This window comes from Exiguobacterium sp. JMULE1 (assembly GCF_013337175.1).
Lineage (GTDB): Bacteria > Bacillota > Bacilli > Exiguobacteriales > Exiguobacteriaceae > Exiguobacterium_A > Exiguobacterium_A indicum.
Genome location: NZ_SGWC01000002.1, coordinates 1,285,969 through 1,307,379, shown reverse-complemented (window position 1 = coordinate 1,307,379; position 21,411 = coordinate 1,285,969). Strand labels below are relative to the sequence as shown.

Annotated in this window: 28 protein-coding genes; 13 read left to right on the top strand and 15 right to left on the bottom strand. The window is 45.6% G+C overall.

Features of this window, described 5'->3' with window-relative positions:
- Window positions 1-2: 2 nt before the first annotated feature.
- Both EXW93_RS06950 and EXW93_RS06945 read left to right on the top strand, forming a co-directional pair.
- Window positions 3-1,061: a serine hydrolase domain-containing protein gene (locus EXW93_RS06950; protein ID WP_174316228.1), complete on the top strand. Its 1,059-nt coding sequence runs from the start codon at window positions 3-5 to the stop codon at window positions 1,059-1,061.
- Between the two features lie 388 nt (window positions 1,062-1,449).
- A complete protein-coding gene (locus EXW93_RS06945) occupies window positions 1,450-1,776 on the top strand; it encodes a hypothetical protein (RefSeq protein WP_174316227.1) in 327 nt (108 codons plus the stop codon).
- Between the two features lie 95 nt (window positions 1,777-1,871).
- Here the strand turns inward: EXW93_RS06945 and EXW93_RS06940 are convergent, their stop codons facing one another.
- The 3 genes from EXW93_RS06940 to EXW93_RS06930 all read right to left on the bottom strand — a co-directional run bounded on the left by EXW93_RS06940 (window position 1,872) and on the right by EXW93_RS06930 (window position 3,922).
- Entirely contained in the window at window positions 1,872-2,132 is a 261-nt protein-coding gene (locus EXW93_RS06940) for a hypothetical protein (RefSeq protein ID WP_174316226.1), read from the bottom strand.
- 26 nt (window positions 2,133-2,158) lie between these two features.
- The gene (locus EXW93_RS06935) at window positions 2,159-2,911 is read right to left on the bottom strand and encodes a hypothetical protein (protein ID WP_254606189.1); all 753 of its coding nucleotides are present in this window, start codon (window positions 2,909-2,911) and stop codon (window positions 2,159-2,161) included.
- A gap of 93 nt (window positions 2,912-3,004) precedes the next feature.
- Window positions 3,005-3,922 carry an NAD(P)-dependent alcohol dehydrogenase gene (locus EXW93_RS06930; protein ID WP_174316225.1) on the bottom strand — a complete coding sequence of 306 codons (918 nt, stop codon included), beginning with the start codon at window positions 3,920-3,922 and terminating at the stop codon, window positions 3,005-3,007.
- A gap of 188 nt (window positions 3,923-4,110) precedes the next feature.
- On the opposite strand from EXW93_RS06930, the gene EXW93_RS06925 reads away from it, so the two are divergent.
- The 3 genes from EXW93_RS06925 to EXW93_RS06915 all read left to right on the top strand — a co-directional run bounded on the left by EXW93_RS06925 (window position 4,111) and on the right by EXW93_RS06915 (window position 5,757).
- Window positions 4,111-4,410 carry a hypothetical protein gene (locus tag EXW93_RS06925; protein WP_058713537.1) on the top strand — a complete coding sequence of 100 codons (300 nt, stop codon included), beginning with the start codon at window positions 4,111-4,113 and terminating at the stop codon, window positions 4,408-4,410.
- Window positions 4,411-4,651: 241 nt separating this feature from the next.
- Complete coding sequence (locus EXW93_RS06920) at window positions 4,652-5,344, top strand: hypothetical protein (RefSeq protein ID WP_174316224.1); 693 nt, start codon at window positions 4,652-4,654, stop codon at window positions 5,342-5,344.
- Window positions 5,345-5,454: 110 nt separating this feature from the next.
- Window positions 5,455-5,757, top strand: coding sequence for a hypothetical protein (locus EXW93_RS06915; protein ID WP_174316223.1), 303 nt, complete (start codon window positions 5,455-5,457; stop codon window positions 5,755-5,757).
- Between the two features lie 57 nt (window positions 5,758-5,814).
- Here EXW93_RS06915 and EXW93_RS06910 read toward each other — a convergent pair whose 3' ends face one another.
- Together EXW93_RS06910 and EXW93_RS06905 are read right to left on the bottom strand one after the other, a co-directional pair.
- Window positions 5,815-6,432, bottom strand: coding sequence for a hypothetical protein (locus tag EXW93_RS06910; protein WP_174316222.1), 618 nt, complete (start codon window positions 6,430-6,432; stop codon window positions 5,815-5,817).
- A gap of 65 nt (window positions 6,433-6,497) precedes the next feature.
- A complete protein-coding gene (locus EXW93_RS06905) occupies window positions 6,498-6,827 on the bottom strand; it encodes a winged helix-turn-helix transcriptional regulator (RefSeq protein WP_023468096.1) in 330 nt (109 codons plus the stop codon).
- 311 nt (window positions 6,828-7,138) lie between these two features.
- Between EXW93_RS06905 and EXW93_RS06900 the strand changes: the two genes are divergently transcribed.
- The 3 genes from EXW93_RS06900 to EXW93_RS06890 all read left to right on the top strand — a co-directional run bounded on the left by EXW93_RS06900 (window position 7,139) and on the right by EXW93_RS06890 (window position 10,427).
- Window positions 7,139-8,341, top strand: coding sequence for an MFS transporter (locus tag EXW93_RS06900; protein WP_174316221.1), 1,203 nt, complete (start codon window positions 7,139-7,141; stop codon window positions 8,339-8,341).
- An 11-nt stretch (window positions 8,342-8,352) separates the two neighbouring features.
- Window positions 8,353-9,303, top strand: coding sequence for a TIGR03571 family LLM class oxidoreductase (locus EXW93_RS06895; protein WP_174316220.1), 951 nt, complete (start codon window positions 8,353-8,355; stop codon window positions 9,301-9,303).
- A 218-nt stretch (window positions 9,304-9,521) separates the two neighbouring features.
- A complete protein-coding gene (locus EXW93_RS06890; protein WP_035397719.1) occupies window positions 9,522-10,427 on the top strand; it encodes a TerC family protein in 906 nt (301 codons plus the stop codon).
- 51 nt (window positions 10,428-10,478) lie between these two features.
- Here the strand turns inward: EXW93_RS06890 and EXW93_RS06885 are convergent, their stop codons facing one another.
- From EXW93_RS06885 to EXW93_RS06850, 8 genes are all read right to left on the bottom strand, one after another.
- A complete protein-coding gene (locus EXW93_RS06885; protein ID WP_035397722.1) occupies window positions 10,479-11,117 on the bottom strand; it encodes an ATP-binding cassette domain-containing protein in 639 nt (212 codons plus the stop codon).
- Window positions 11,118-11,129: 12 nt separating this feature from the next.
- Entirely contained in the window at window positions 11,130-12,611 is a 1,482-nt protein-coding gene (locus EXW93_RS06880) for a hypothetical protein (protein WP_174316219.1), read from the bottom strand.
- Window positions 12,608-13,393, bottom strand: coding sequence for a hypothetical protein (locus EXW93_RS06875; protein WP_035397725.1), 786 nt, complete (start codon window positions 13,391-13,393; stop codon window positions 12,608-12,610). The genes EXW93_RS06880 and EXW93_RS06875 overlap by 4 nt, the downstream gene beginning before the upstream one ends.
- A gap of 10 nt (window positions 13,394-13,403) precedes the next feature.
- A complete protein-coding gene (locus EXW93_RS06870) occupies window positions 13,404-14,126 on the bottom strand; it encodes a hypothetical protein (RefSeq protein WP_174316218.1) in 723 nt (240 codons plus the stop codon).
- Window positions 14,113-14,460: a PadR family transcriptional regulator gene (locus EXW93_RS06865; protein ID WP_174316217.1), complete on the bottom strand. Its 348-nt coding sequence runs from the start codon at window positions 14,458-14,460 to the stop codon at window positions 14,113-14,115. The genes EXW93_RS06870 and EXW93_RS06865 overlap by 14 nt, the downstream gene beginning before the upstream one ends.
- Before the next feature lie 143 nt (window positions 14,461-14,603).
- Window positions 14,604-15,083, bottom strand: a complete 480-nt coding sequence (locus EXW93_RS06860; protein ID WP_174316216.1) for a DUF4825 domain-containing protein — start codon at window positions 15,081-15,083, stop codon at window positions 14,604-14,606.
- Window positions 15,084-15,162: 79 nt separating this feature from the next.
- On the bottom strand, window positions 15,163-15,411 hold the full coding sequence (locus EXW93_RS06855; protein WP_174316215.1) for a hypothetical protein: 249 nt from the start codon (window positions 15,409-15,411) through the stop codon (window positions 15,163-15,165).
- Between the two features lie 303 nt (window positions 15,412-15,714).
- Complete coding sequence (locus EXW93_RS06850) at window positions 15,715-16,989, bottom strand: alkaline ceramidase (protein ID WP_174316214.1); 1,275 nt, start codon at window positions 16,987-16,989, stop codon at window positions 15,715-15,717.
- A gap of 76 nt (window positions 16,990-17,065) precedes the next feature.
- Here EXW93_RS06850 and EXW93_RS06845 point away from each other — a divergent pair, with 76 nt between their 5' ends.
- A complete protein-coding gene (locus EXW93_RS06845) occupies window positions 17,066-17,317 on the top strand; it encodes a hypothetical protein (protein WP_023468085.1) in 252 nt (83 codons plus the stop codon).
- Here EXW93_RS06845 and EXW93_RS06840 read toward each other — a convergent pair.
- Window positions 17,309-18,190: a LysR family transcriptional regulator gene (locus tag EXW93_RS06840; RefSeq protein WP_174316213.1), complete on the bottom strand. Its 882-nt coding sequence runs from the start codon at window positions 18,188-18,190 to the stop codon at window positions 17,309-17,311. The genes EXW93_RS06845 and EXW93_RS06840 overlap by 9 nt on opposite strands.
- A gap of 129 nt (window positions 18,191-18,319) precedes the next feature.
- Here EXW93_RS06840 and EXW93_RS06835 point away from each other — a divergent pair, with 129 nt between their 5' ends.
- Entirely contained in the window at window positions 18,320-18,898 is a 579-nt protein-coding gene (locus EXW93_RS06835; RefSeq protein WP_174316212.1) for a LysE family transporter, read from the top strand.
- Between the two features lie 24 nt (window positions 18,899-18,922).
- Here EXW93_RS06835 and EXW93_RS06830 read toward each other — a convergent pair whose 3' ends face one another.
- Window positions 18,923-19,483: a TetR/AcrR family transcriptional regulator gene (locus EXW93_RS06830; RefSeq protein WP_035397738.1), complete on the bottom strand. Its 561-nt coding sequence runs from the start codon at window positions 19,481-19,483 to the stop codon at window positions 18,923-18,925.
- Between the two features lie 117 nt (window positions 19,484-19,600).
- On the opposite strand from EXW93_RS06830, the gene EXW93_RS06825 reads away from it, so the two are divergent.
- The 3 genes from EXW93_RS06825 (at window position 19,601) to EXW93_RS06815 (ending at window position 21,384) form a co-directional block, all read left to right on the top strand.
- Window positions 19,601-19,912 carry a DUF2834 domain-containing protein gene (locus tag EXW93_RS06825; protein WP_041255079.1) on the top strand — a complete coding sequence of 104 codons (312 nt, stop codon included), beginning with the start codon at window positions 19,601-19,603 and terminating at the stop codon, window positions 19,910-19,912.
- Window positions 19,913-20,041: 129 nt separating this feature from the next.
- The gene (locus tag EXW93_RS06820; protein ID WP_174316211.1) at window positions 20,042-20,818 is read left to right on the top strand and encodes a phosphatidylserine decarboxylase; all 777 of its coding nucleotides are present in this window, start codon (window positions 20,042-20,044) and stop codon (window positions 20,816-20,818) included.
- Between the two features lie 89 nt (window positions 20,819-20,907).
- On the top strand, window positions 20,908-21,384 hold the full coding sequence (locus EXW93_RS06815; RefSeq protein ID WP_035397741.1) for a hypothetical protein: 477 nt from the start codon (window positions 20,908-20,910) through the stop codon (window positions 21,382-21,384).
- The last annotated feature ends 27 nt before the right edge of the window (window positions 21,385-21,411 follow it).

Below are 21,411 nucleotides of genomic sequence, written 5' to 3'. Positions count from 1 at the left end.
CTATGAAGTCAAGAAGGAAACGTACTCTTTTATTTTTATCTCTAATAGTAATTGGGAGTCTTTTCGTCTATCTTACCCGCCCTTTCGTACAAAACGAAACAGATAATGAAAATATTTCACTTCAAAGTAAAACAGATACTGAACAGTTGAAGATAAGTCTTCAACAGCAGATGAAACGCAATGAGTCGGACGCATTATATGCAATTCAGGATACCCAACAAGTGGCATCCATCGGCTCTTCGAACGAATTGTATAATGTTGCTTCTATTCGTAAAAGCATCATCAGTGCACTATTTGGGATTGCAGAGAAGAAAAGGTTAGTAGACTTGGATATGACATTGGGACAACTCTCTGTCGATGATTCCAAGCAACCCTTAACGAAACAAGAGAAGTCCGCAACAATTCGGGACTTATTACAAGCACGATCAGGTATCTACTTAAACGCATTGGGTGAATCACAACGAATGAAAGATTTACGTCCAAAACGTGAAAGTCATACTCCAGGAAGTTTTTATTACTATAACAATTGGGATTTTAACATGTTGGGTCTTATTCTTGAGAAAGAGACGAAAATGAAAATCGGAGATGCTTTTGAACAATGGATCGCCAAGCCTGTTGGCATGAAAACATTCAGCCCTTCTCATGTCACTTATGAAAAGAATGAAGAAACATCCATTCCGATGTATCGATTTTATATGTCTGCCGAAAACCTTGCCCGATTTGGTGCGCTTTATGCCCAAGATGGTAAGTGGAAAGGACGATCCGTTATTCCAATCAAGTGGGTTGAGGAGAGTACAATGGCTTACTCTAAGATTTCGGACGTCGATCGTTTTTCAGGATATGGATATCTTTGGTGGTTAGAATCAAATTCTAAAAATCCTCTGTTATGGGGAGTGGGATCAGGCGGACAGTTTTTAATCGTTGATCGGAAGAATAATTTATCTATCGCTTTATTGAATGACACTGGAACTTCGCCATTATCAACTCTCACTTATCGTTGGTTCGGACAGGAATCGACATATGCTGAGGCAAGGGCGATTCATCGACTATTAATAAAGTAGAATGTAGGAAACATGAAAAATCCCTGCTCTCTTGACAAAACGAGGAGTGGGGATGTTGTCATCTATTCCTAAAATTTTATGATGAAAATCCAGGGTTCTAATTGGAATTAATTTTACAGACATCTTACTTAATGGCATAATAATGGTAACCCTTTCATAAGGAGGAGATACTTTTGAAAAAACAGCTTGCTTTTGCCGGTTCTTTTGCGCTCTCAGCTATCACAATCGTCATCATTCTTAAATTAGTTGGAGTCGATATCTAAAGCAATCACTCAAATGATGTAGATTTTCAAATCAATGATTCAATCCCTGTTATGATGTATCGTCTTCCGATCATCTGTAATAGCTTTTCTAGGTTCAATGCTATGGAACGATCGGAAGTGATGAATTGAAAAAAGTCGGAATGAACGTTTTGGTTGCCTCACTCCTATTAGGTGGACTGCTGTTTTACTTAGACGTCCGATACGATGAACGATTCGAGCAGCACGTCAGCACAAAAGTCGAAACCTATGTCGAGAAAAAATACGGTCCAGCTCGTGTCGTCTCACTCCACTCTGCTTATGACGACAAACACCGCGATAAGGAAAAACGCTATCAGATTGCCGTAAAAGTCCGTGGTCAAGGGCTCCAAAAAGAGGAATACTTGCTATATCGTCTTCAAGACGACCGAGTCGTTGAGGTGGGCACAACGACTAGTTTGCCGAAGCGAAACTAGAGTTCGCAATGGTAACTTGGTTCACACTACATATTAGTAAAGGTCAGTTGATTCCTTTTTACATGGAATCAGCTGACTTTTTTATTTAATCTGTTTTATGACTCCGAAATACCGTAAGCCAGTAACAGTAAATATGACATCATGCAGAACGTAATGAGATGGATGCCGACGAATCTCCACTTGAGTATTCGGTGCTTCGTTTTGTACCCTGTGTATACGCCGACTAACGGAATGATAAACAGAAGCAGGATATAGGCAGTTCCAAACCCTTTCAGACTGACTCCGCTCTTCATCAGGAAAAATAAGAAACAAAAACAGATGAATGCAGATAACGAAAGAATACTGTAACGATTCATAAGCCCTCCTCCACTACAAATACAGCTTAGCGTCTTACCGACTGAAGATTAAAGTATTCCGATAGCGGCACGATCCGCCCCTGCTCATGCCAGTTCCGATATGCTTCGAAAACGCGTAAGACGTCCCCGGCATATCGTTCCTCGATGAGATGATGGATCGCGAGAAAGCTCCGCCAATAATCAAACATGATACTCGACAGACTACCGGCATAGGAGGCACTCCCAAATTGATCAATCGAACGCGCTCCATACTCTTCCTGAAAGAGCTCGACCAGCTCTGTCTCAATTAAAGTAATTCGCTTGAATGCTTCGTCCGACAACAGGTGCTTCCGGGGCAGGTACTCACACATTCCCTCTTCGAACCAGATTCCGTCTTCTCTCTCATCGTCGAATTCATCAACGAACAAATCCAAATGATGGGTCAGTTCATGACCAGCAATCGTCAAGACGTGATCTTCCGCGAGCGTTTCGTAGAACGCTCGAATATGCGGTACGTCCTTCCCGTCGAGTTGAGACAAAAATAACGTTCGCCATTCTGCAACGTCTGGTGATATGTAAATCAAGTCCTTATTCGTAAATGCTGGAATCGGAATGTCTGAGAAGACCGTCGTCGCGAGTTCCGCTGACGTCCAAACGATTCCTTTCGGTACGTCGATCAGTTGATACTTCTCTTGTAAGATCGTTTGATACTCGTCTAACCGTGTTCGAAAGCGATGCGTGACCGCTTCGTATTTCTCATAGTCCGTTTTTGTCTCAAACGCATGAATCTGTTTCATCATCGCTATATCCCCCCATCCTTAAAATAGCCTATTTTATTTTAACATATATTGGATAACCATAAAAAAACCACCTGAATCAGGTGGTTCGATGAATCATTCGTTTGCTACTAACACGACGACGTTACCGAACTTTTGCCCGGTATCGACATAACGATGCGCTTCGACGATCTCATCAAGTGAATAGATATGGTCGATGACGGCTTTGAATCGTCCCGCTTTAAACAGTTCATTTAAATAGTGTAGATCTTCTTTCCGTTCTCTCGCCACACCTTGTCCCGCGACGGATGCAAAGGCGCCATTTTGTTTGACGTGCCGTTTCGCTTGCGTCTTATTGATTTTTCCGGACGCATCGAAGACGGCATCGTACTTCAGCAACAATCCATCGTAACCGTCCTTTGTATAATCGATTACGTGATCGGCACCGAGTGCTTTGACCCGCTCCGCGTTTCGTCCACTACAGATAGCCGTCACCTGCAGCCCTTTTGCTTTGGCGATTTGAACGGCAGCCGTCCCGACAGCGCCCGACGCACCGTAAATCAAGACTGTCTTCATCTGATCGATTTGGAGTTTCCGGAAGAAATGAAGCGACGTCGTACCACCGAACGGGAGACAGACCGCTTCCGTGTACGATGCGTGCTGTGGCATTTTAGCAATGCAACGTTTCTCAGACACGCACGCATATTCGGCGTATCCACCGAAGCCAAATCCCGTCAAGGCATGGACACGGTCTCCGACTTGGAACTGCTTGACGTCTTGACCGACTTCGACGACTTCACCGGCAAGAACAACGCCAAGGATTGGTTGTCGCGGTCGCTTGAAGCCGACAGCCAGACGCATTGGAAGTTTCCCTAACAGTGGGACATCGAGCGAACGCATGCGACGATCTCCGGAATGGACGGCAGATGCATGTACTTTAATCAGTAGATCGTTTGATTTTGGAACCGGACGAGGTACCTCTGTGATGTGCAAGACGTCCGGGGATCCGTAGCGGGTACAGATGGCTGCCTTCATCGTAATGCCTCCTCATATCGAGATGATGGTATTCCCTTAATCATACGCCGATTTCGATCCGAATTCCTGTTGTTTTGGAGTAAGAAAGTTTTTTTAATTCGCATCAATCAGTATCACAACTGGTAAAATTTATATAATAATAAGATTTCATCTAACCCTATTAACTGACGAAAGCAGGTGCTTGGTTCATGCCGACACGTCGGTGGCTTTTCGCTTTTATTCTATTCCTTAGTATGCCGCTTAGTGCCTGTACACACGAGAACGATACACGTATCGTCGAGAAAGTTACAGGGGATACGTTATTCGTCGCTCCAAGTGAACAACATCCAGACGAGCAGTATGCATTAACAGAAATTCGCGTCACAACGGACACGATCGTGTATGGCAAAACGGATAATACGGCTGCCATTCAAACAGGTGATACGATTCAAGTGACGTTTGCAAAGGACTCGATTGTCGCGACCGAGATCCGTCGAACGAAAAACTAAGAAAGAGGGTTATCCATGATAGTCCAAGTACTTCGCCATCTACGCAATATTTTCATGATTACCACTGCGATTTTTGGTTCATCCTATTTTTTTCAAAAGAATATCGGTAATGATCTCATTGGTTTCCTGTTCATCGGAATCATAGGTGCGATTGGGTTTTTCATTACCCTAGGACTACTCTGGTATCTCAAACGAAAAGAATCGCACGGTTTTTAATACGTTTGTCAAAGGAGACACAATCATGATGGCACGTACGAAAAAATTACACCTTCTTCAGTCGAAAGTACTCTTCGCGCTTCTGATCACGCTCTCGATGATTGGTGCTGTTTTCGCACCTCATTCTGTCGACGCGGCGACAAAGGAATATACGTCGTACAAAAAACTAAAACTCGGTATGACCGCGACAGACGTCGCAAAATCGCTCTACGGAAAATCATATAAGAAATACATAAAGAAAGAACATGACGTCACGACACTCAATCATGATGTAGTATTGAGTGAAATCAAAGACGACTATGCTTTATACGCTTTCTCATTTTATCCGTACGATGAAAAAAACGATCATTGGTCTTTACAGCGCATGCATCTGATCTTCAAAACGAAACAAAAAGGTCACACGTTATATCTTGCGCAAAAGGAATACACCCCTAAAACGCCTTCGAAAAAGCGACTCTTACCAGGAAAGAAATTTAAACCAGGCATGACGATGGCTGAATTCGATCATATTCTTTCAGGTAAAGGGCTAGGTGTCATGACGGCTCACCGCACAGAAGATTACTCTAAGATCGGAAAAGCCTACAATGACAGTACAGTCGAATATCCAGAAAAACAGACATCGCTCTTTTACTCGTATCGGAATCCAACGGGTGATGAATGGATGATCGTTGAATTTAAATATGATTTCGATCAAAAGAGATATATCGCTCAAAAATAACGAGTATTCATCTTCGGATGAATACTTTTTTTACTTTTAATTGAAATTAATTGAATCTTTTTACAGAAATATTCGTAAAAATCTGTATACACGAAAGGAGCTCGACACATATGTTTGATTTGTTATTGGCCGTTGGTATTTGTCTCGTTGGATATTGGTTCTACTATGTCTTCTTACTCGGATTCAAAAAAGGAAATATCGTCATGACGTTTAACGAGCGGTTCATCCACCATGAAGACCATATTCAAGCTGTTAAGCGAAGATTAAAGGATGACGGTCGCCACTTCGAGTATCTTGGAGATCGAAAATTCATCGTCGATGGAAAACCGTACCTGTTCATGGAACGGACGGTTCCAGGGGACTTTGGTCCTCTGCAACAGACGATTTTAAAAGGTCAACGTAAAGCGTTCTAACCAAAACACCGCTCCTTCTGTCAATGACAGAGGGAGCGGTGCTTATTTGATTAAGCATTATTCAGGTGTATGTGCATACAATTCATCCATGACGCGTCGAATCGCGGGCAATGAATGCTCTAAATCAATCCAGGTTTTAAAATAATACTCGAAAAAGACACCTTGGTTCCGCATCCGTTCTAATGTATTAATCGGATCTCCTTCGGTGACCCAATCTAGGTTCTCAAAATTTGTATAACTATCCGTACACGATACGTCCTCCTCGTGAATGCCTGACTCTAAATAATCATTCGAACAGGTCTCATTTTGTACATCGATTTGTCGATAAAAATCACGAATTCCTTCCTTTGGACGATTGATATGGTAGGACTCACCCGTTTGATAACTCTCCTGGTAGTACCATTCCCACAAGATGACCCATTTCCAGACCAACCCATCGATTAGATAATGGCCGATTGCCCGGTCCATCCGGCAAAAGTTAAATCGAAACGTCCGTTCACCAAAGTTTGTCTTCAGATCAAGGACGACTTTGATATCATTGGTTTCCGGCGGATGACCGAAAAATAAGATGCCATGCTCGAATCCTTGTGCAAACTCCTCGATTGACTGGCGTCTGCCGGCTTTATCCTCAAAACTGACTGTAATCGAATCGAACTGAACGATTGATTGCTCCATCTTTTTTCCCCACCTTGTATATGTATTCAAAAAAGTGAGCCTCGAGCGAGACTCACTTTTGTTCGTCATGACGAGACGACTTCTCCACCCGTCAAATCGATATGTCCTTCTCCCCATGCGCACATCGCGTCAAGAATCGGCTTCAGCGACCAGCCGTACTCGGATAACGAGTAGACGACTTTTGGTGGGACTTGTTCAAAGACCGTCCGGATGATGACGCCGTCTTCTTCTAACTCGCGCAATTGTTGCGTTAGCATTTTTTGAGTGATCGTCGGCATCAGCTTGCGGAGCTCACTCGTCCGACGCTCGCCTTTGATCAAATGACACATGATGACGACCTTCCACTTTCCGCCGATGACTTCAAGTGTTGCTTCGACCGGGATATTGTATGGCATATATGTTCCATCCTTTCGTGATTCCGTTAAGGGCATAGGTACTTTTTAGTGCCTATCGTACTTGAAAGTGCGTACTTCCCAAGCAGATTAGCTGGCTATATGATAGCAATTGTCAACGGAAAGTACAACCTCCTTTTAGACCTTGCATCTAAATGAAGGAGTAGGGTACTTTTTAGTGCCTATCGCACTTTAAAGTGCGTACTTCCCGAAATGAAACACCCCGGTTATGCTGGGTTCATGTCAATCGGATCATGTTCGGTCGGGCCCACTGAACACGATCCCTACTGAAATTATTTTTAGGAGGAATCCCTATGAATCAATTAAACTCACGGATCCAGGAGGAACAGGTCCCAAGAAACGGCGGACTTGCCCTACTTGCCTTAGCAATCAGCGCTTTTGGTATCGGTACGACGGAATTCGTTCCCGTCGGACTGCTCGCAGCGATCGCTGGTGACTTAAATATCGGCATCACACTCGCTGGTCTCATCATTTCTGGTTACGCGATCGGTGTCGCCGTCGGTGCACCCATCCTGACGGCACTAACGAACCGAATGAATCGGAAAACGTTACTGATGGCATTGATGGTCGTCTTCATTGTTGGTAACCTCGTTTCCGCGATTTCACCGACGTTTGAATTGTTGATCGCTGCTCGTTTCATCACTGCTTTCTCGCACGGTGTCTTCTTCTCAATCGGTGCGACGATTGCCGTCCAGCTCGTACCAGAGCATAAAAAAGCGAGTGCCATCGCCTTGATGTTCACAGGTCTGACAGTCGCAACGGTCACAGGTGTACCACTCGGAACATTCATCGGTCAATCGTTCGGCTGGCGCGCGACGTTCTTCGCGGTTGCTGCACTCGGCATCATTGCGATCATCGCAAGTTTCTTCTTGATTCCAAAAGACTTGAAACAATCACCACCTGCCAAGTTCTCCGACATGTTCAAATTGTTGACGAACGGACGCTTGATGCTCGGTTTCTTGATCACTGCCCTCGGTTACGGTGGAACGTTCGTCGCCTTTACGTACTTGACACCGATCATGCAGGACGTCACGAAAATCAGTCCGAGCTTAATCAGTATCATTCTGCTCGTCTACGGAATCGCGGTTGCGATCGGAAACACGGTCGGCGGAAAACTCGCGAACGGTAATCCGATTAAAGCGTTGTTCTATATGTTCATTATCCATGCCATCGTCATGATCGCCCTCTCGTTCATGATTCCGTTCAAGGTCGCCGGTATCATCGGTATCATCTTAATGGGACTCCTTGCGTTCATGAACGTCCCTGGACTCCAGCTCTATATCGTTCAGTTGGCTGAAAAATATGTCCCAGCAGCAGTCGATGTTGCATCTGCCTTGAATATCGCAGCCTTCAACATCGGCATCGCACTCGGAGCAACGATTGGTGGTCTCGTCACCGATACGATCGGTCTCGTCCACACGCCATGGGTCGGCGGGATCATGGTTATCCTTGCCGTCATCTTGACTGGTGTCTCGCGTCGTCTCGAACATCAATAAGGAGGACTACTATGTTTAACGATCATGCAAGTTATCAGCGGATGTACCGGGAGGGCGAGCTCACGCTCGGTCTCCACGTCCCGCTTGAAAATTTCAAGATGCGAACACCAACGCTTGTCAATCAAGTCGAGCTTGCACAAAAAGCAGAGGACTATGGTTTTACGACGCTCTGGTTGCGTGACGTCTTATTGAAGGATCCTTATTTTCTTGATCCAGCTGTCGGACAGATTCACGATATGCTGATATACGGGACGCATCTCCTTAGTCAGACGAAACAGATTGCTCTCGGAACGTCAGCACTCGTCTTGCCGCTCCGTCATCCGTTACGCTCTGCGAAAGAAGTCGCGACGATTAATGCGCTGTTCCCGGAACGCCTGATTCTCGGTGTTTCGTCTGGTGACCGGCAAGCCGACTTCCATGGACTCGGTGTCGATCACCCAAGTCGTGGTGCTCAGTTCAAGGAATCACTGCAAGTGATGGAACAAGCTTTATATGAAGATTATCCGCAAATTGATTCGACGTATGGAGAAGTCCGTGGTGCGACACTCGTGCCACGACCAAAGAAAAAAATCCCGACGATGATCACGGGTTTCGCACAGCAGGATATGGACTGGCTCGCAAAAAACGGTGACGGCTGGATGTATTATCCGCAAGGACCGTTCGAACAAGCACGTGCCATCGAACAATGGCGTGCTGCCAGTCAAGCAGCCGGTAACACAACGTTCCGCCCGTTTTCGATGCCGATGCATCTTGATTTATCCGCGGATCCGAACGAGGAAGCGACACCGATTCGACTCGGTTTTCGAATCGGGCGCAATCGATTGATCGAGTTGCTGGAATTGTACCGCGAGCTTGGCGTCAATCATCTGTTCTTCGCCCTATTCGACGGTGAGCGATCAGCAGAAGACGTCATCGATGAACTCGGAACGTATGTCGTGCCGCATTTCCCTCCCTTATCATGATGCCTTAAAAATCACTTTATAATTTGCATGAAACCCAGTCCCTTTTCGGAACTGGGTTTCATGTCGTTTCATTGCACATCACGTCGAATACATTCGTCCACTTTCAGGGATTGTTTTTTAACCAAATGCACATTCCAAACATTTTTCGCTTTACTTTTGAGTTCTCATGACCTTATAATAAATTCAAGATAACAATTACCTTAAAGGAGGAAGCGCTGTTGACACTACTCATTGCTTTTCTAGCCATCGTTTTCATCATGCTCGCCCTTGACCTTGGAGTCTTCCATCGTAAGGCACATGAAGTTTCGCTTCGGGAGGCCTGGACGTGGACGTTCGTCTGGATCGCGATTGCCGTCGCCTTCGGTGGCTGGCTCTACTTCGATCAAGGAAGTTCCGCTGCGATCGAATATACGAGCGTTTATTTCATCGAGAAGGCTCTCGCGATTGATAACGTATTCGTCTTCTCACTCGTCTTCGCATACTTCGCGATTCCATTGAAGTACCAGCACAAAGTCTTATTCTGGGGTATTCTTGGTGCAATCTTCTTCCGCGTCATCTTCATCGTCGCTGGTGTTTCGTTGCTTGAGAACTTCGCTTGGGTCTACTACATCTTCGGAGCGTTCCTCGTCTACACGGGTTGGATGATGTATAAAAACATCGGTCAAGAGACGTCGCTCGAAGAAAACAAAACGATTCGTTGGTTAGAGAAACGTTTACCGATCACGCAAGACATCTCGTCTGGTAAGTTCGCAAAACGAATTGATGGGAAACTGTTCTTCACGCCGCTCTTGATTGCGCTCGTCTTCATCGAGATCTCGGATATCGTCTTCGCCGTCGACTCGGTCGCAGCAAGCTTCGCGTACTCGCGTGACCCGTTCATCATCTTCTATGCGAACATCATGGCGATCCTTGGACTCCGTAGTCTCTACTTCGTCCTCGCGAACTTGATTGATCGTTTCTACTACTTGAAACACGGTCTTAGCTTCATGCTCGTCTTCATCGGAGCGAAGATGATCTTCAGTGACGTTTACAAAATGCCAATCTGGATGTCACTCGGTACGATCGTCCTCGTCATCTTGATCAGCGTCTTCTACAGCTTCTACAAGACGAAACCAGGAAAATAATCAATCGTAATACAACAGGGAGTGGATCCGTTGATCCACTCCCTGTTTGTGTTAGCCGACCTGTTCGAGTCGACCTTGATTGATGCGGTAGACGGAGTCACAAAGTGCATCGATGTCCTGTTGATTATGACTCGTCAAGATGATCGTCTTCCCTTCTTTTTTGAACGACAACAAAAGTTCCCGCAGACGCAAGACACTATCGTGATCGAGTGCATTGAATGCCTCATCCAAGATCAAGATGTCCTGCTGTTCCATGATGGCTTGCGCGATTGCGAGCTTTTGTTTCATTCCGAGCGAATATTGTTTGACCTTCTGACGATTGCCAGGCTGTAATCCGACGGTCCGCATCGCTTGTTCGATGTCAGCATCTGTGATCACTTTTCGGATCGCTGCGAGTTGCTTTAAGTTCTCAAATCCTGATTTATGGGCGATATAACCCGGTCGATCGATGATAACGCCGACGTTTTCCGGAAAGCGTCGCGTCGGACCAAGCTGTTCATTCCGGACGGTGATCGTTCCCGCGTCCGGATGGATGAATCCGCAAATCATCTTGAATAAGACCGACTTTCCTGAACCGTTCGGTCCCGTAATGCCGACGATGTCTCCTTTTAGAATCGTCAAATCGACGTCTGCGAATAACGGATTGCCTTGATACCCTTTCGTGACCTGCTCGAGCTTGATCATTTCCATGATACATCCTCCTTATATTCGTATGCTTTTTTGAAACAGAACATATAACCAGACAAGTGAAAGCCCAACGTAGATCAACAAAACGATTAAGAGGTGTGTCAGACTAAACGACTGCAATTGGGCAAATCCATTCAATCCGGACGGAAAGATGCCATACCGATTGAAGTTGGGCAGTAAGAAAACCGATAAGACGCCGAACAAACCGAGCATCGCGTATCCATCTGGGAATTGCCACAGCAAGATGAAGCTGAAAAGAGAATAAAGCATTAATTGTAGCATCGAGATGCCAAACAGTTGCAGCAGCAATTGCATCGGTGAAATCGATAAAAGGCTAGTCGAAAGCGATAGCGATACGCCTTGCAGCATTCCGATTACCATCGTTCCGAGGATCAGAAGTGAGAGAGCAAGTAGATAAAAACGCCCTTCTTTTACGAAGACATGGAGTGCCCATTTTTCGATTCGTTGGTAACGCATCCACGTGTATGGTCCGATTGCCGTCATTTGATCCTGCAGACGCAATTGACTTAAGTAAGCGAGTCCGAAGAAAAGGATCAGATGCGACACGAGTTGGAGAAACGAACTGCCCTCCGCACTGACACCGTAAAACACGACGACGAACAGATCACCAATCGTTTGCAACTCAGTTGACGCTCGACTACTACTGAGGAAGATGTACAGACTAGCAAGCATCGCATAGGTGAGATACGGTACGAACTCATTTCGCGAAGTCAGTAGCTGACGAAGCGGTCGCATCCATTGCGCCAGTAAATAGATCAGCACGATCGCAAGACTGAGGATAACGAGTGCGATCCAGGGATGCATTATATTGGATACAGCCCCGACAGAGAAATATGTTGCGGGTGAAAAGAACTCTCCTACTCCAAACGATGATTTAAAACTAAAGATACACCAAATCACTACCCCTGCCGCCTGAAGCAACAAGCCATTACGCTTTTCGTGCAACAGAAACATAAGACACATCAATCCATGTAGGACAATGCTTGTAAGCAACCACAGAATCGGTTGTAATAAAATCACTGACAGGGGTGAATGGAAAGTCGCAATGAGATAATGACTGATGTTATCACTCGTTGCAAGTTGACTGTATGGACTCCACTGCAACGTAAACGGTTGATCAACGGCACTAAGAAGACTCAGCAACATGACGAATCCGAACAGTGTCAGAACAGCGCGTACATACCGTTTTGTCGAGTAGTACACCCAGTTCCGAAATGAGCCAACCCGAATCAAAATCGTCGGTTCATACTGCTGTTCAATCGTTCGAAACGAGAGGAATAGCAGTAACGGCATCAGGAAAAAGAGGATTAGGTACATATCATTTTGAATCGCAAATGTGATGTCCCACGAGTTGACGTCTTTACCGAATTCTTGTGCTTCGGACAGAACTTCTTGTCGTCTATACCATGCGACGTAGCTGATCACGAGGAAGAATAAACTGTTCAGTACAATCGAAATGTTTCGTGTCCTCTTCATGATTGGAAGATCCACTCCGGTTTCGGTCGAATCATCGTCAGATAGAGCGTGATGTTAACGACGACCAAAATAGTAAACGGCACGAACACCGTCCAAAGCGGTTGTTCCGTGATATTGAACGGAAAGACCGTACTGATGGGCGAGAACTGTGGTGCTTGCATGATACCCGCAACGAAATTAAAGATATGATAAGCGACGAACGGTAACGAAATTGCGAGATAGACTTGTTCGAGCACCAAAATCAACAGATAAGCAAGCGTCGCATACGCTGCTCCGTTGAGTCCAATCCAGGCAGCATAGAGGACGGCATAGAGTAACGGATGAATGTCCGCTAAGAACGAAAATGCATTTGAGGTCTCATATGTCTTTTCGCTGAGAGACCAATAATTAACGAGACCGATGATTGGTTCGACGTAATGAATGAGGACGAACGTCACGATTGTCATTAAAAAGAATACGAGTCCTGTCAGTGTCGCATTGACGAAACCGACCGCAAGCAGATAATCCTTTAGACTCGCACGTGTTCGGACATATGTCAGATAGTTATCCTTGTATTCAGCGATGAAGATTGGCAAGAAGATCAAGACCGCAAGTACCGGAAACAGCATCGGGATCATTCCTGATAGCGTCTCCTCGAACACTTCGATCGGTAAGAAGAACTGATAGCCTTCATAAATGAAACTGAATTGAAGCACCGGTAACCCAAGAATGATCAGAAGATATAACACGCATCGTTTCACCGTGAACGCTTGCGACCAAACGAGCTTGATTTGCTGCGACATATGACCCCTCCTATTTTCGTAATGCCCAAAACCAATAACCCAGGACGTTAAAGAATACGACTGAGACGATACTTAATAGATGCAATCGTCCTGCATGATAGAGCTTGATGATGCTCCAAATGACCGATGTCACAAGATAGATCGTCATGCCGATCAACGCGAGCACGGCACCGAATTTCGTGACGTCAAAGCTTTCTGTCGTCGTCAGGTGCTGCTCGTCAATCAGATAGATGCCATGTGAAATGAACAACTCCGGTAACCAAATCGATTTATGAATGGTGAAATCACGCGAGGACGCCGCGTCTTGTCCGGAAATCGATACCAGCAACAGATGATCTTCTAGAAGACGTTCATACGCTTCGATTGAGCGTTCATTGCTATAAAAGGCATCCGCATAGGCGAGCGACTGATGCTGGCTCCATATCATCGTGCCGATAAAGCACAATATCGTTGCAGTGGCGATACTGATTCCGATGCGGAGCAACCACGAAGCGAACGTCCGCTCTTTTCGATAGACCCACGTCAAGAGCTGATCGACATGCTCTTTGCTACCGTAGCGATACATGGCAAGCTTCGTCGCTTCTTCTTCCGAACAACCTTGAATCATCAAGTCTCGCATCGATTGTTCGAGATGGCTACGCGTCTCTTCCATGACGTCAATGATTTCCGGATCCGTCACATCCGCATCTTGATACAAGTCACGGACGAAATGATCGAGTTTATTCAAGCGCACCGTCTCCCTCTTCAAGAAACTTCGGGAGTAGTTGCTTTAGAAAACGCCATTCAAGTCGTTTTTTCGCAAGAAGGATTTTTCCTTCAGGCGTCAGCGTATAATATTTACGCCGCCCTCCGCCTGCTGCTTCGTCACTCCAATAGGATATGACGAATCCTTTTTTCTCGAGTCGTTTGAGTGACAAATAGAGTGTCGCCTCTTTCAGTTCGAACTGATCGTCTGACGTTTTCCGGATCGTCTTCGCGATTTCATACCCGTATCGGTCTTGTTCGTTCAGCAACGACAAGATGATCGTGTCGACGTGCCCCTTTAACAGTTCTTTGTCAATTTCCATCCCGTTCAACCTCTTCCTATATTTGGTTTTATCCGTAACTTAACGATAAACCGAATTACTCTGTAATGCAAAGTACTTTTTACAACTTATGGGAATGAATCAACAAAAAAGCACGCTCCTTTTCAAGAGCGTGCTTGGTCGGTTCAATTCAATAAGTCGTTTACTTTCTTCGAATCTTCGATAAAAGGCTTCGTGAACGCCTTAAGTGCTTTCTCATTATTGTAAGACGTAAAGTCTTTTCCATACCAATCGCGCAGTTGTTGTTTCGTAAAGTGATACGAAGCATCCTCGATCGTCATGTTGACGTGGTCGACATTCGGAATCAATGTGAACAGTGCTGTTGCATTGTAGATTGCCGTACGATTACTTTTTTGTTCGACCTGCCCTTCTTCATATCCAGCATAACGTAACGTGAGTTGATACGGTTTATCCTTCGTCGACAGTTCCATTTTCTTTAACTGATCGCCATGAGGTAGCTGTTGGACGATGTCTCGTACGTTACTGTTATCCCCTAGATATGTACCTTGTTGATCAAATACATCGGTTTGTGTTGCGGCTGTTCCGCAACCACTGAGTATTAGCATGCCGCTCGCTAAGGCGATTGCACCAACTGTCTTTTCCATGTTTATTTCCCCCAATACGTTGACTCGTTCTCATCCTAATAAACGAACCAAACAAAGAAAAGTTTCGAAATAAAGGAAATCAACGCTTTGAAGAACTCGGTGATCTTAGTTTTAAGTAGAGTAGGCTGTACAAAGTACCTACACCTACAGCAATCAAAACTTTAATAAAATTAAACCGAGTGAACCCTTCAAAAGCGTACCCTTTTATCTTTTGAGCCAAAGTTGCTTCCGGAATCCAATCAATCGTATATCCGATGCTGAAGGATAAAAGCAAACTGAGGAATAAATAACTAATGATGGCACTAAAAATAAATCTTTTGATAATCATGATATCCCTCTCTTTTTCAAAATGGAATAAAGCAACTATTCATTCATATAAAAAGTAAATCATTTAAAAAATATATAAAACCACAAGTCATTTCCCTATATAATGTTAATTACTATGTTACTCTATTATTATTCGAAAGTTCGAAAATCCAGCTATACCTATTTACGGAGGTCTTTGATGTTAAATCTATCTGCCTACCTACTAGTTACGCTTCTTTTATTCGCCCTGCTGACATGCGGATTTGTTTTTGCGATACGCCGGTTCATCAGAAAAATAAAATCGTAACTACGACAACCCGGTCTCTCAGACGAGAGAAGCCGGGTTGTTGTTCGTTTCATAGAGTTGTCGGATGCGATGCACGATGTCGTTTGCCGTTTCCGGTACAGGTGGCATCCAAAGCCCCGTTACTGGACCGTAGACGACGGGATTGATTGCCACCTCGTACCCACCATACGGATGTTCTTCCGCTGTCGGCAAATAACCGATGTAACCGTTCGTATAGCCTCCGAAAAAGGCGAGTTCCGTTTGACGCATCCGCTTTATCTGTAGCGCTGTCTCACAGAACGGCTCCATCGGGATGCCTGAGAACGAACCCTCATTTAGTTCAAACAATTGAACTTCGACCGGGATGGTGAGTGTTGTTCCCGATTGCTCTTGAACGTACGTTAACCAGCGTGCTGCGCTGACGCCCCAAGTCTGTTCAGCGTAAGTTGCCATGTCTTGTAATTGGTTTATCGTCGGTATTTCTGTTAAGCGCATCGGATAGATCACCGACTGAATCCGGTGATGCGTTAACGGTTGATACGACATGTCTGGGATCGTCGTTAAGACGTGTCCACTTAAAGCAAGCGCCATCTTCTGTAGGCTTTCTAGATCCCCGCGATATTTCGCATTGATATTCCCCGTCGCCCCTTGGACGATCACGACTGGACAGCCGAGTGCCTGTTCGAGGATCGTTCGAGTGACACCCGGATAATCACCGGATAAAACAACACTGTCTGATTTCAAGACGTTCGGATGCGCTGTACAGAAAACGAAGGCTCCGACGAGACACGCATTATCGGCACGTCGAACCAACAGCGTCCCGATTCGGTCATCCGTCACCCCAAGCGGATCCGTTCCCATCACCGCATGACCATTCCTTTTCTCCCGACGGTTGACGCCGAGTTTCCCCTGCGTCACACCCCAACCCATCTCGACCGACTGCATCGCTTCGCTTGCTTTGACGGCAGATACGATCGCTTGTTGCGTCAAGATCGTTTTATAGGCGACGGTCAACGGTTCAGTTCCCGCTGTCGCTGGACCTGAATGTGTATGCGTATAGACGACCATGATCTGTTCCTTCGAGACGTCTAGCCGGTCGGCGATTCCTTCACGGATGGTATCGGTATCTGCGACGAGCAAACCGATGTTATCGATGCTGACGAAAACCGATGTCGTCTGCTCACTTTCAAAGATGCTCGCTGTGACATATAGCGAATCGTGTATGCTCGCGACACCTTCTTCTCGGTGATAACCGATGAAGGCGGCACCGAGCGGCGGATTGATTACTTCCTGATGTATTCCAAAACGACTCATGTCTAACGTTCCCCCTTGAGTAACACACTATTTCTTCCATATACTAACATTAACTACAGTAGAGGAGGATATGAAGATGGCGATTCGTTGGAAGGAAGAGATGATTCAGTTCGAGACATTTCGTGAAGCCGAAGTTTGGGCAGACTCGATCACGAATGAGATTCATGGTCGTCCAATCACCGGATATTGCACCCCTGACTTTAAAGTCGCGACGATTCTTGCTTTTTATTTAGCGGAAAACCCAGACTATCGCGTACGGTCGGCAACGGTTCACCTCGATGAAGAAGTATATTATCAAGTCTGGGTCGAGATACTCGATTCACTTTGACTTCGTGAATTGGTCCAGGACGATTTCCTGAAACGCGCGTGTTACGGGTGAACCCCACTTCGACTGTTTCGTAAGCAGATGGGCATACATCGGTTCGAACGTCTCATCATGTTGAATGATTTTTATCGCACCTGCTTCCACTTCATCTGCTACCGTCACATGCGGTAACACAGCAAAACCAAGACCGTTCATCACCATCTTCTTGATTGCCCCGATACTCCACAATTCCTGTGTCTGAAACGAGATGTCTTGGTTTCTGACGCACGCCTCAAACATCGTTCGGTAACTACACCCGTCTTCATTCGTCAGATAGACGTATGTGTCCGCGAAAGATCGAATCGCGTCAAAATGATCCGGCATCGTCGGATGACCAATGATGACGATCTTCTCTTCTGTCAAAACATCATGCGTACAACGTTCAGCGGAAAACATTGGATACAGCATCAAGGCGACATCGACCCGTCCATGTAAGAGTTCGTCTTGATTTCCCTTACAAGTTCCATTCGATAAGATGATGTTGACATTCGGATATGCTGTCATGAACGTCTGTAAGACGGAACCAAGACGAGAGATCGTCAGTGACTCTGGCGCAGCGACCTTCAAGACGCCTTCAAAGGGATCCTGTTGTTGAATCGACTTGATTTTCTCGTGTGTCGCTAGTAAATCTTCAGCAAGCGGGATGATTTCCTGACCTAGCGGTGTAAGCTGAAGCGTACGATTGGAATAGAAAAACAAAGCATCGCCTACTTCTTGTTCGAGCAGTTGCATATGGGACGTAATCGTCGATTGCGTATAGCCGAGGTCACTCGCAGCTGCCGTATAACTCCTCGTCTCAATAATCTTCAAGAAGCTGATCAAATGGCGAATTTCCATTTCAAGACTCTCCTTTCATCGTCCATCGAAAAAAATGATGGAATGATTCTTTATTTCAATTTTATTTATCGATCTTGTCATCTTACACTAGAATTCAAGTATTCGATAGAACGAAAAAGGAGTGTTCTCATGAATGTTGTTGCTTTTTTATCTTATGTCATCATTACGTCCATCACACCTGGACCAAGTAATCTGTTAGTCCTGCATGAATCGAGCCACTTCGGTTTTCGTGGTGCTTGGCGATTTAATACCGGAATCTTACTAGGGTTCATGATACTCGGGTTGATCAGCGCATTAGGGACGACAGTATTACAAGCGACCTTACCTATGATCGAACCGATTCTTCAGTGGCTTGGTGCCGCATACCTCGGTTACCTTGCCTATAAGATTGGTTTCCCGAAGCAGACAGCAAGTCAGATCGATACCGTGCCAGCGACATTTTTATCCGGTCTGTTGTTCCAACTCATCAACGTCAAGAGTATCCTTTTTTTCTTAACCGCTTTATCGACGTTCATTCTGCCGCACAGCACGTCTACTGTAGAAATCGTTCAATACACGTTGTATGCCATCATTCTCGGGTGGATTGCCTTATTGCTTTGGGCAGGAAGTGGCTCGTTGTTTCGTTCGTTATTTCAAAGATACGACGTCGCGTTTCGCGTCATTATGTGTACCTTACTTCTTTATTCAGCTGTAACGATTTTTCAGTGAAATGCCGAAAAAGGACAGCACACCTCAGTTACGAGGCATGTTGTCCTTTGTTAATGCAATCATCGCTTCAACCGCCGCGTCCATCCGGTCTTGTAAACCAATCTTATTCAAAACGACGAGTCCTTCCGTGAAGACAAAGAGCAACGCAGTTTGCTGTTCGACATCTTCCCCCTCTGTTGGCACGTAGATCTGTTTAATCCAATCGTCGAACGACTCCCCGATCGTCCGCGTGATTGACGTATACGGTTCTCCCTGACTCGTTGCGAGATGGGTGATCTCGAACCAAAGATTCAAATATGGCTTGATTCGTGGCTCATCGATTGCTTGACGTAGAAAGCGGACGAATGCCGTGAACTCGAGTTTTAAATCCGGTTGCTGCAGTAAATCAATCAGTTCTTGGCTGATCGCAGTCAACACTGCGGTCTCGATATCTTGCTTATCCTTGAAATAATGCATCAGCATCCGGTCACTCGTCCCGGCAGCGGTCGCCATCTTCTTCAGACTCATTTCCTTGATGCTTGATGCTAACGTCGCTTTTGCGATCTGATGCGTATAATCCTGTCGCTTCTGTTCAAACTTATCCATTATGATCGATTCTCCCTTCTCCTTTTTCATCATACAACATCTAAGTAGATTGACGCATGAATGTAGTACATGCTACATTAATTTGTAGTAACCACTACATTTCAAGGAGGATCCTTTATGAAAGAATCTCAAGCTTCATTTGTAGACAGCATCCCGAAACCTTTATTGCTCGTCATTACGATCGCTTTCGCTGTTTTAACTGCCTTTTCGATAATTGATTTTGGTGTACTTGGCATCTTTACGGAAGCGACACAAAACACGGCGACGCTCCAGATTTTCGTCGACCTGATTCTCTGCGCCCTCTTCATCATCGTTTGGCTCCGCCATGATACACGTCGTACCGGACGAAGCTTTCCGCTTTGGGCAATCATCACCCTCGCGATTGGTGCGTTCGGACCCCTACTTTATTTGTTGACTCGAAAATCATGACGTTCTGACACGTGCCGCATCTTCGGTACGTGTTTTTCTTAAGATAAACTTAAGAAAGAGACTCCGTCTATCAACAGAATTCGATCGTATCCTAAGAGGTAGATTACAACTTAAAGGAGTTTTTACCTCATGAAAAAAGCCATCTTTGATACGATCGTCCACTTAAATGCTCGACCAGTTGTCGCGAACACACTAAAACGGTTTGCAATGAGTCGCTTTAGTAAACCGCTCATCCGACCTTTCATTCGCACCTATCACATTCAGACGGATCAAGCGCTGAAGTCTGTCGATTCGTTTACCTCGCTGCACGATTGTTTCGTACGCGAGTTACGTCCCGGTATGCGACCAATCGCAACCACGACGGATGCCTTCGTCAGTCCGAGTGACGCCGTCCTCTCCATCGTCCCGGCATTAACGCAAGATAGTCGGTTTACAATCAAAGGACAGGTCTATACCGTTGCTGAGCTGATCGGCTCAAGCGAACGCGCCGAGGATTACGCGAACGGTGTCGCCTTGATTTTCTATTTGAGTCCGACCGACTATCACCGAGTCCACTCGCCAGTCACGGGTGAGATCACGACGAGTTATACACTCGGGCGAGAATCGGCACCCGTCAATGACCTGGGGCTACGATTCAGCAAACGTCCGCTGACACGTAATTATCGCCGCGTCACCCGTCTGCAAGTCGATCACCGCACGATCGAGCACGTCATGGTCGGTGCGCTGAACGTCAATACGATCGTTCAGACACATCAAGGACGCCTGCTGGAGCGTGGTGCAGAGTTCGGTTACTTTTCGTTCGGTTCAACTGTCATCCTCGTCTTGCCACCGGACACGGTCGAACTCGCTCCAGGCATCGAACGTAGCGTCAAGATGGGTGAGCAGATCGGACGCTGGATATCCTAAAAATGGATTCCCCTTTTTTAAGATTTCTGACTAAGAAAAGCATTTGAATTTGCTAGACTAAAGGAAACTGCTGTTCAGAGGTGATCCTCATGTCCGAACGCTTATTTAAGCGAACATTACTGATTGCATGCTTACTTTTCCTCACGTTTTTCACGCTCTATGGTATTCACCGCGCTTCAGCGATATCTGAACCCGAACACCTCATCTTTCAGGCAAAAGGCGAATCCTGGAACGCCGTGATTCATGTACGGCAAGTCAAAGAACGTCCTTTATCTTACCGGGTAAGCGAAGGCTACGCCCTAACATATATCGGACAGGATCTAAAACGAGTGGAGCACCAACAGAAACCTGTGACCTGGTTTGTCGATAGTCAGTTGTCAGATGGTCGATATGCTAAACACTCTAGCCATTTCCAAAGCTTCATTGGAACCGAAAGAGATGGCGCCACCTTTGAGACGAGTGCCGCCTTACAAATCTTTAAAGATACTGACACGTACCATGTCCGAATCAAATGGGATGGCAACCGTGAAGAGCAGTTGACGTTAACGTGTATCGGCATGGAATAACTTACAAAACGGGAAAGAGGTTATATC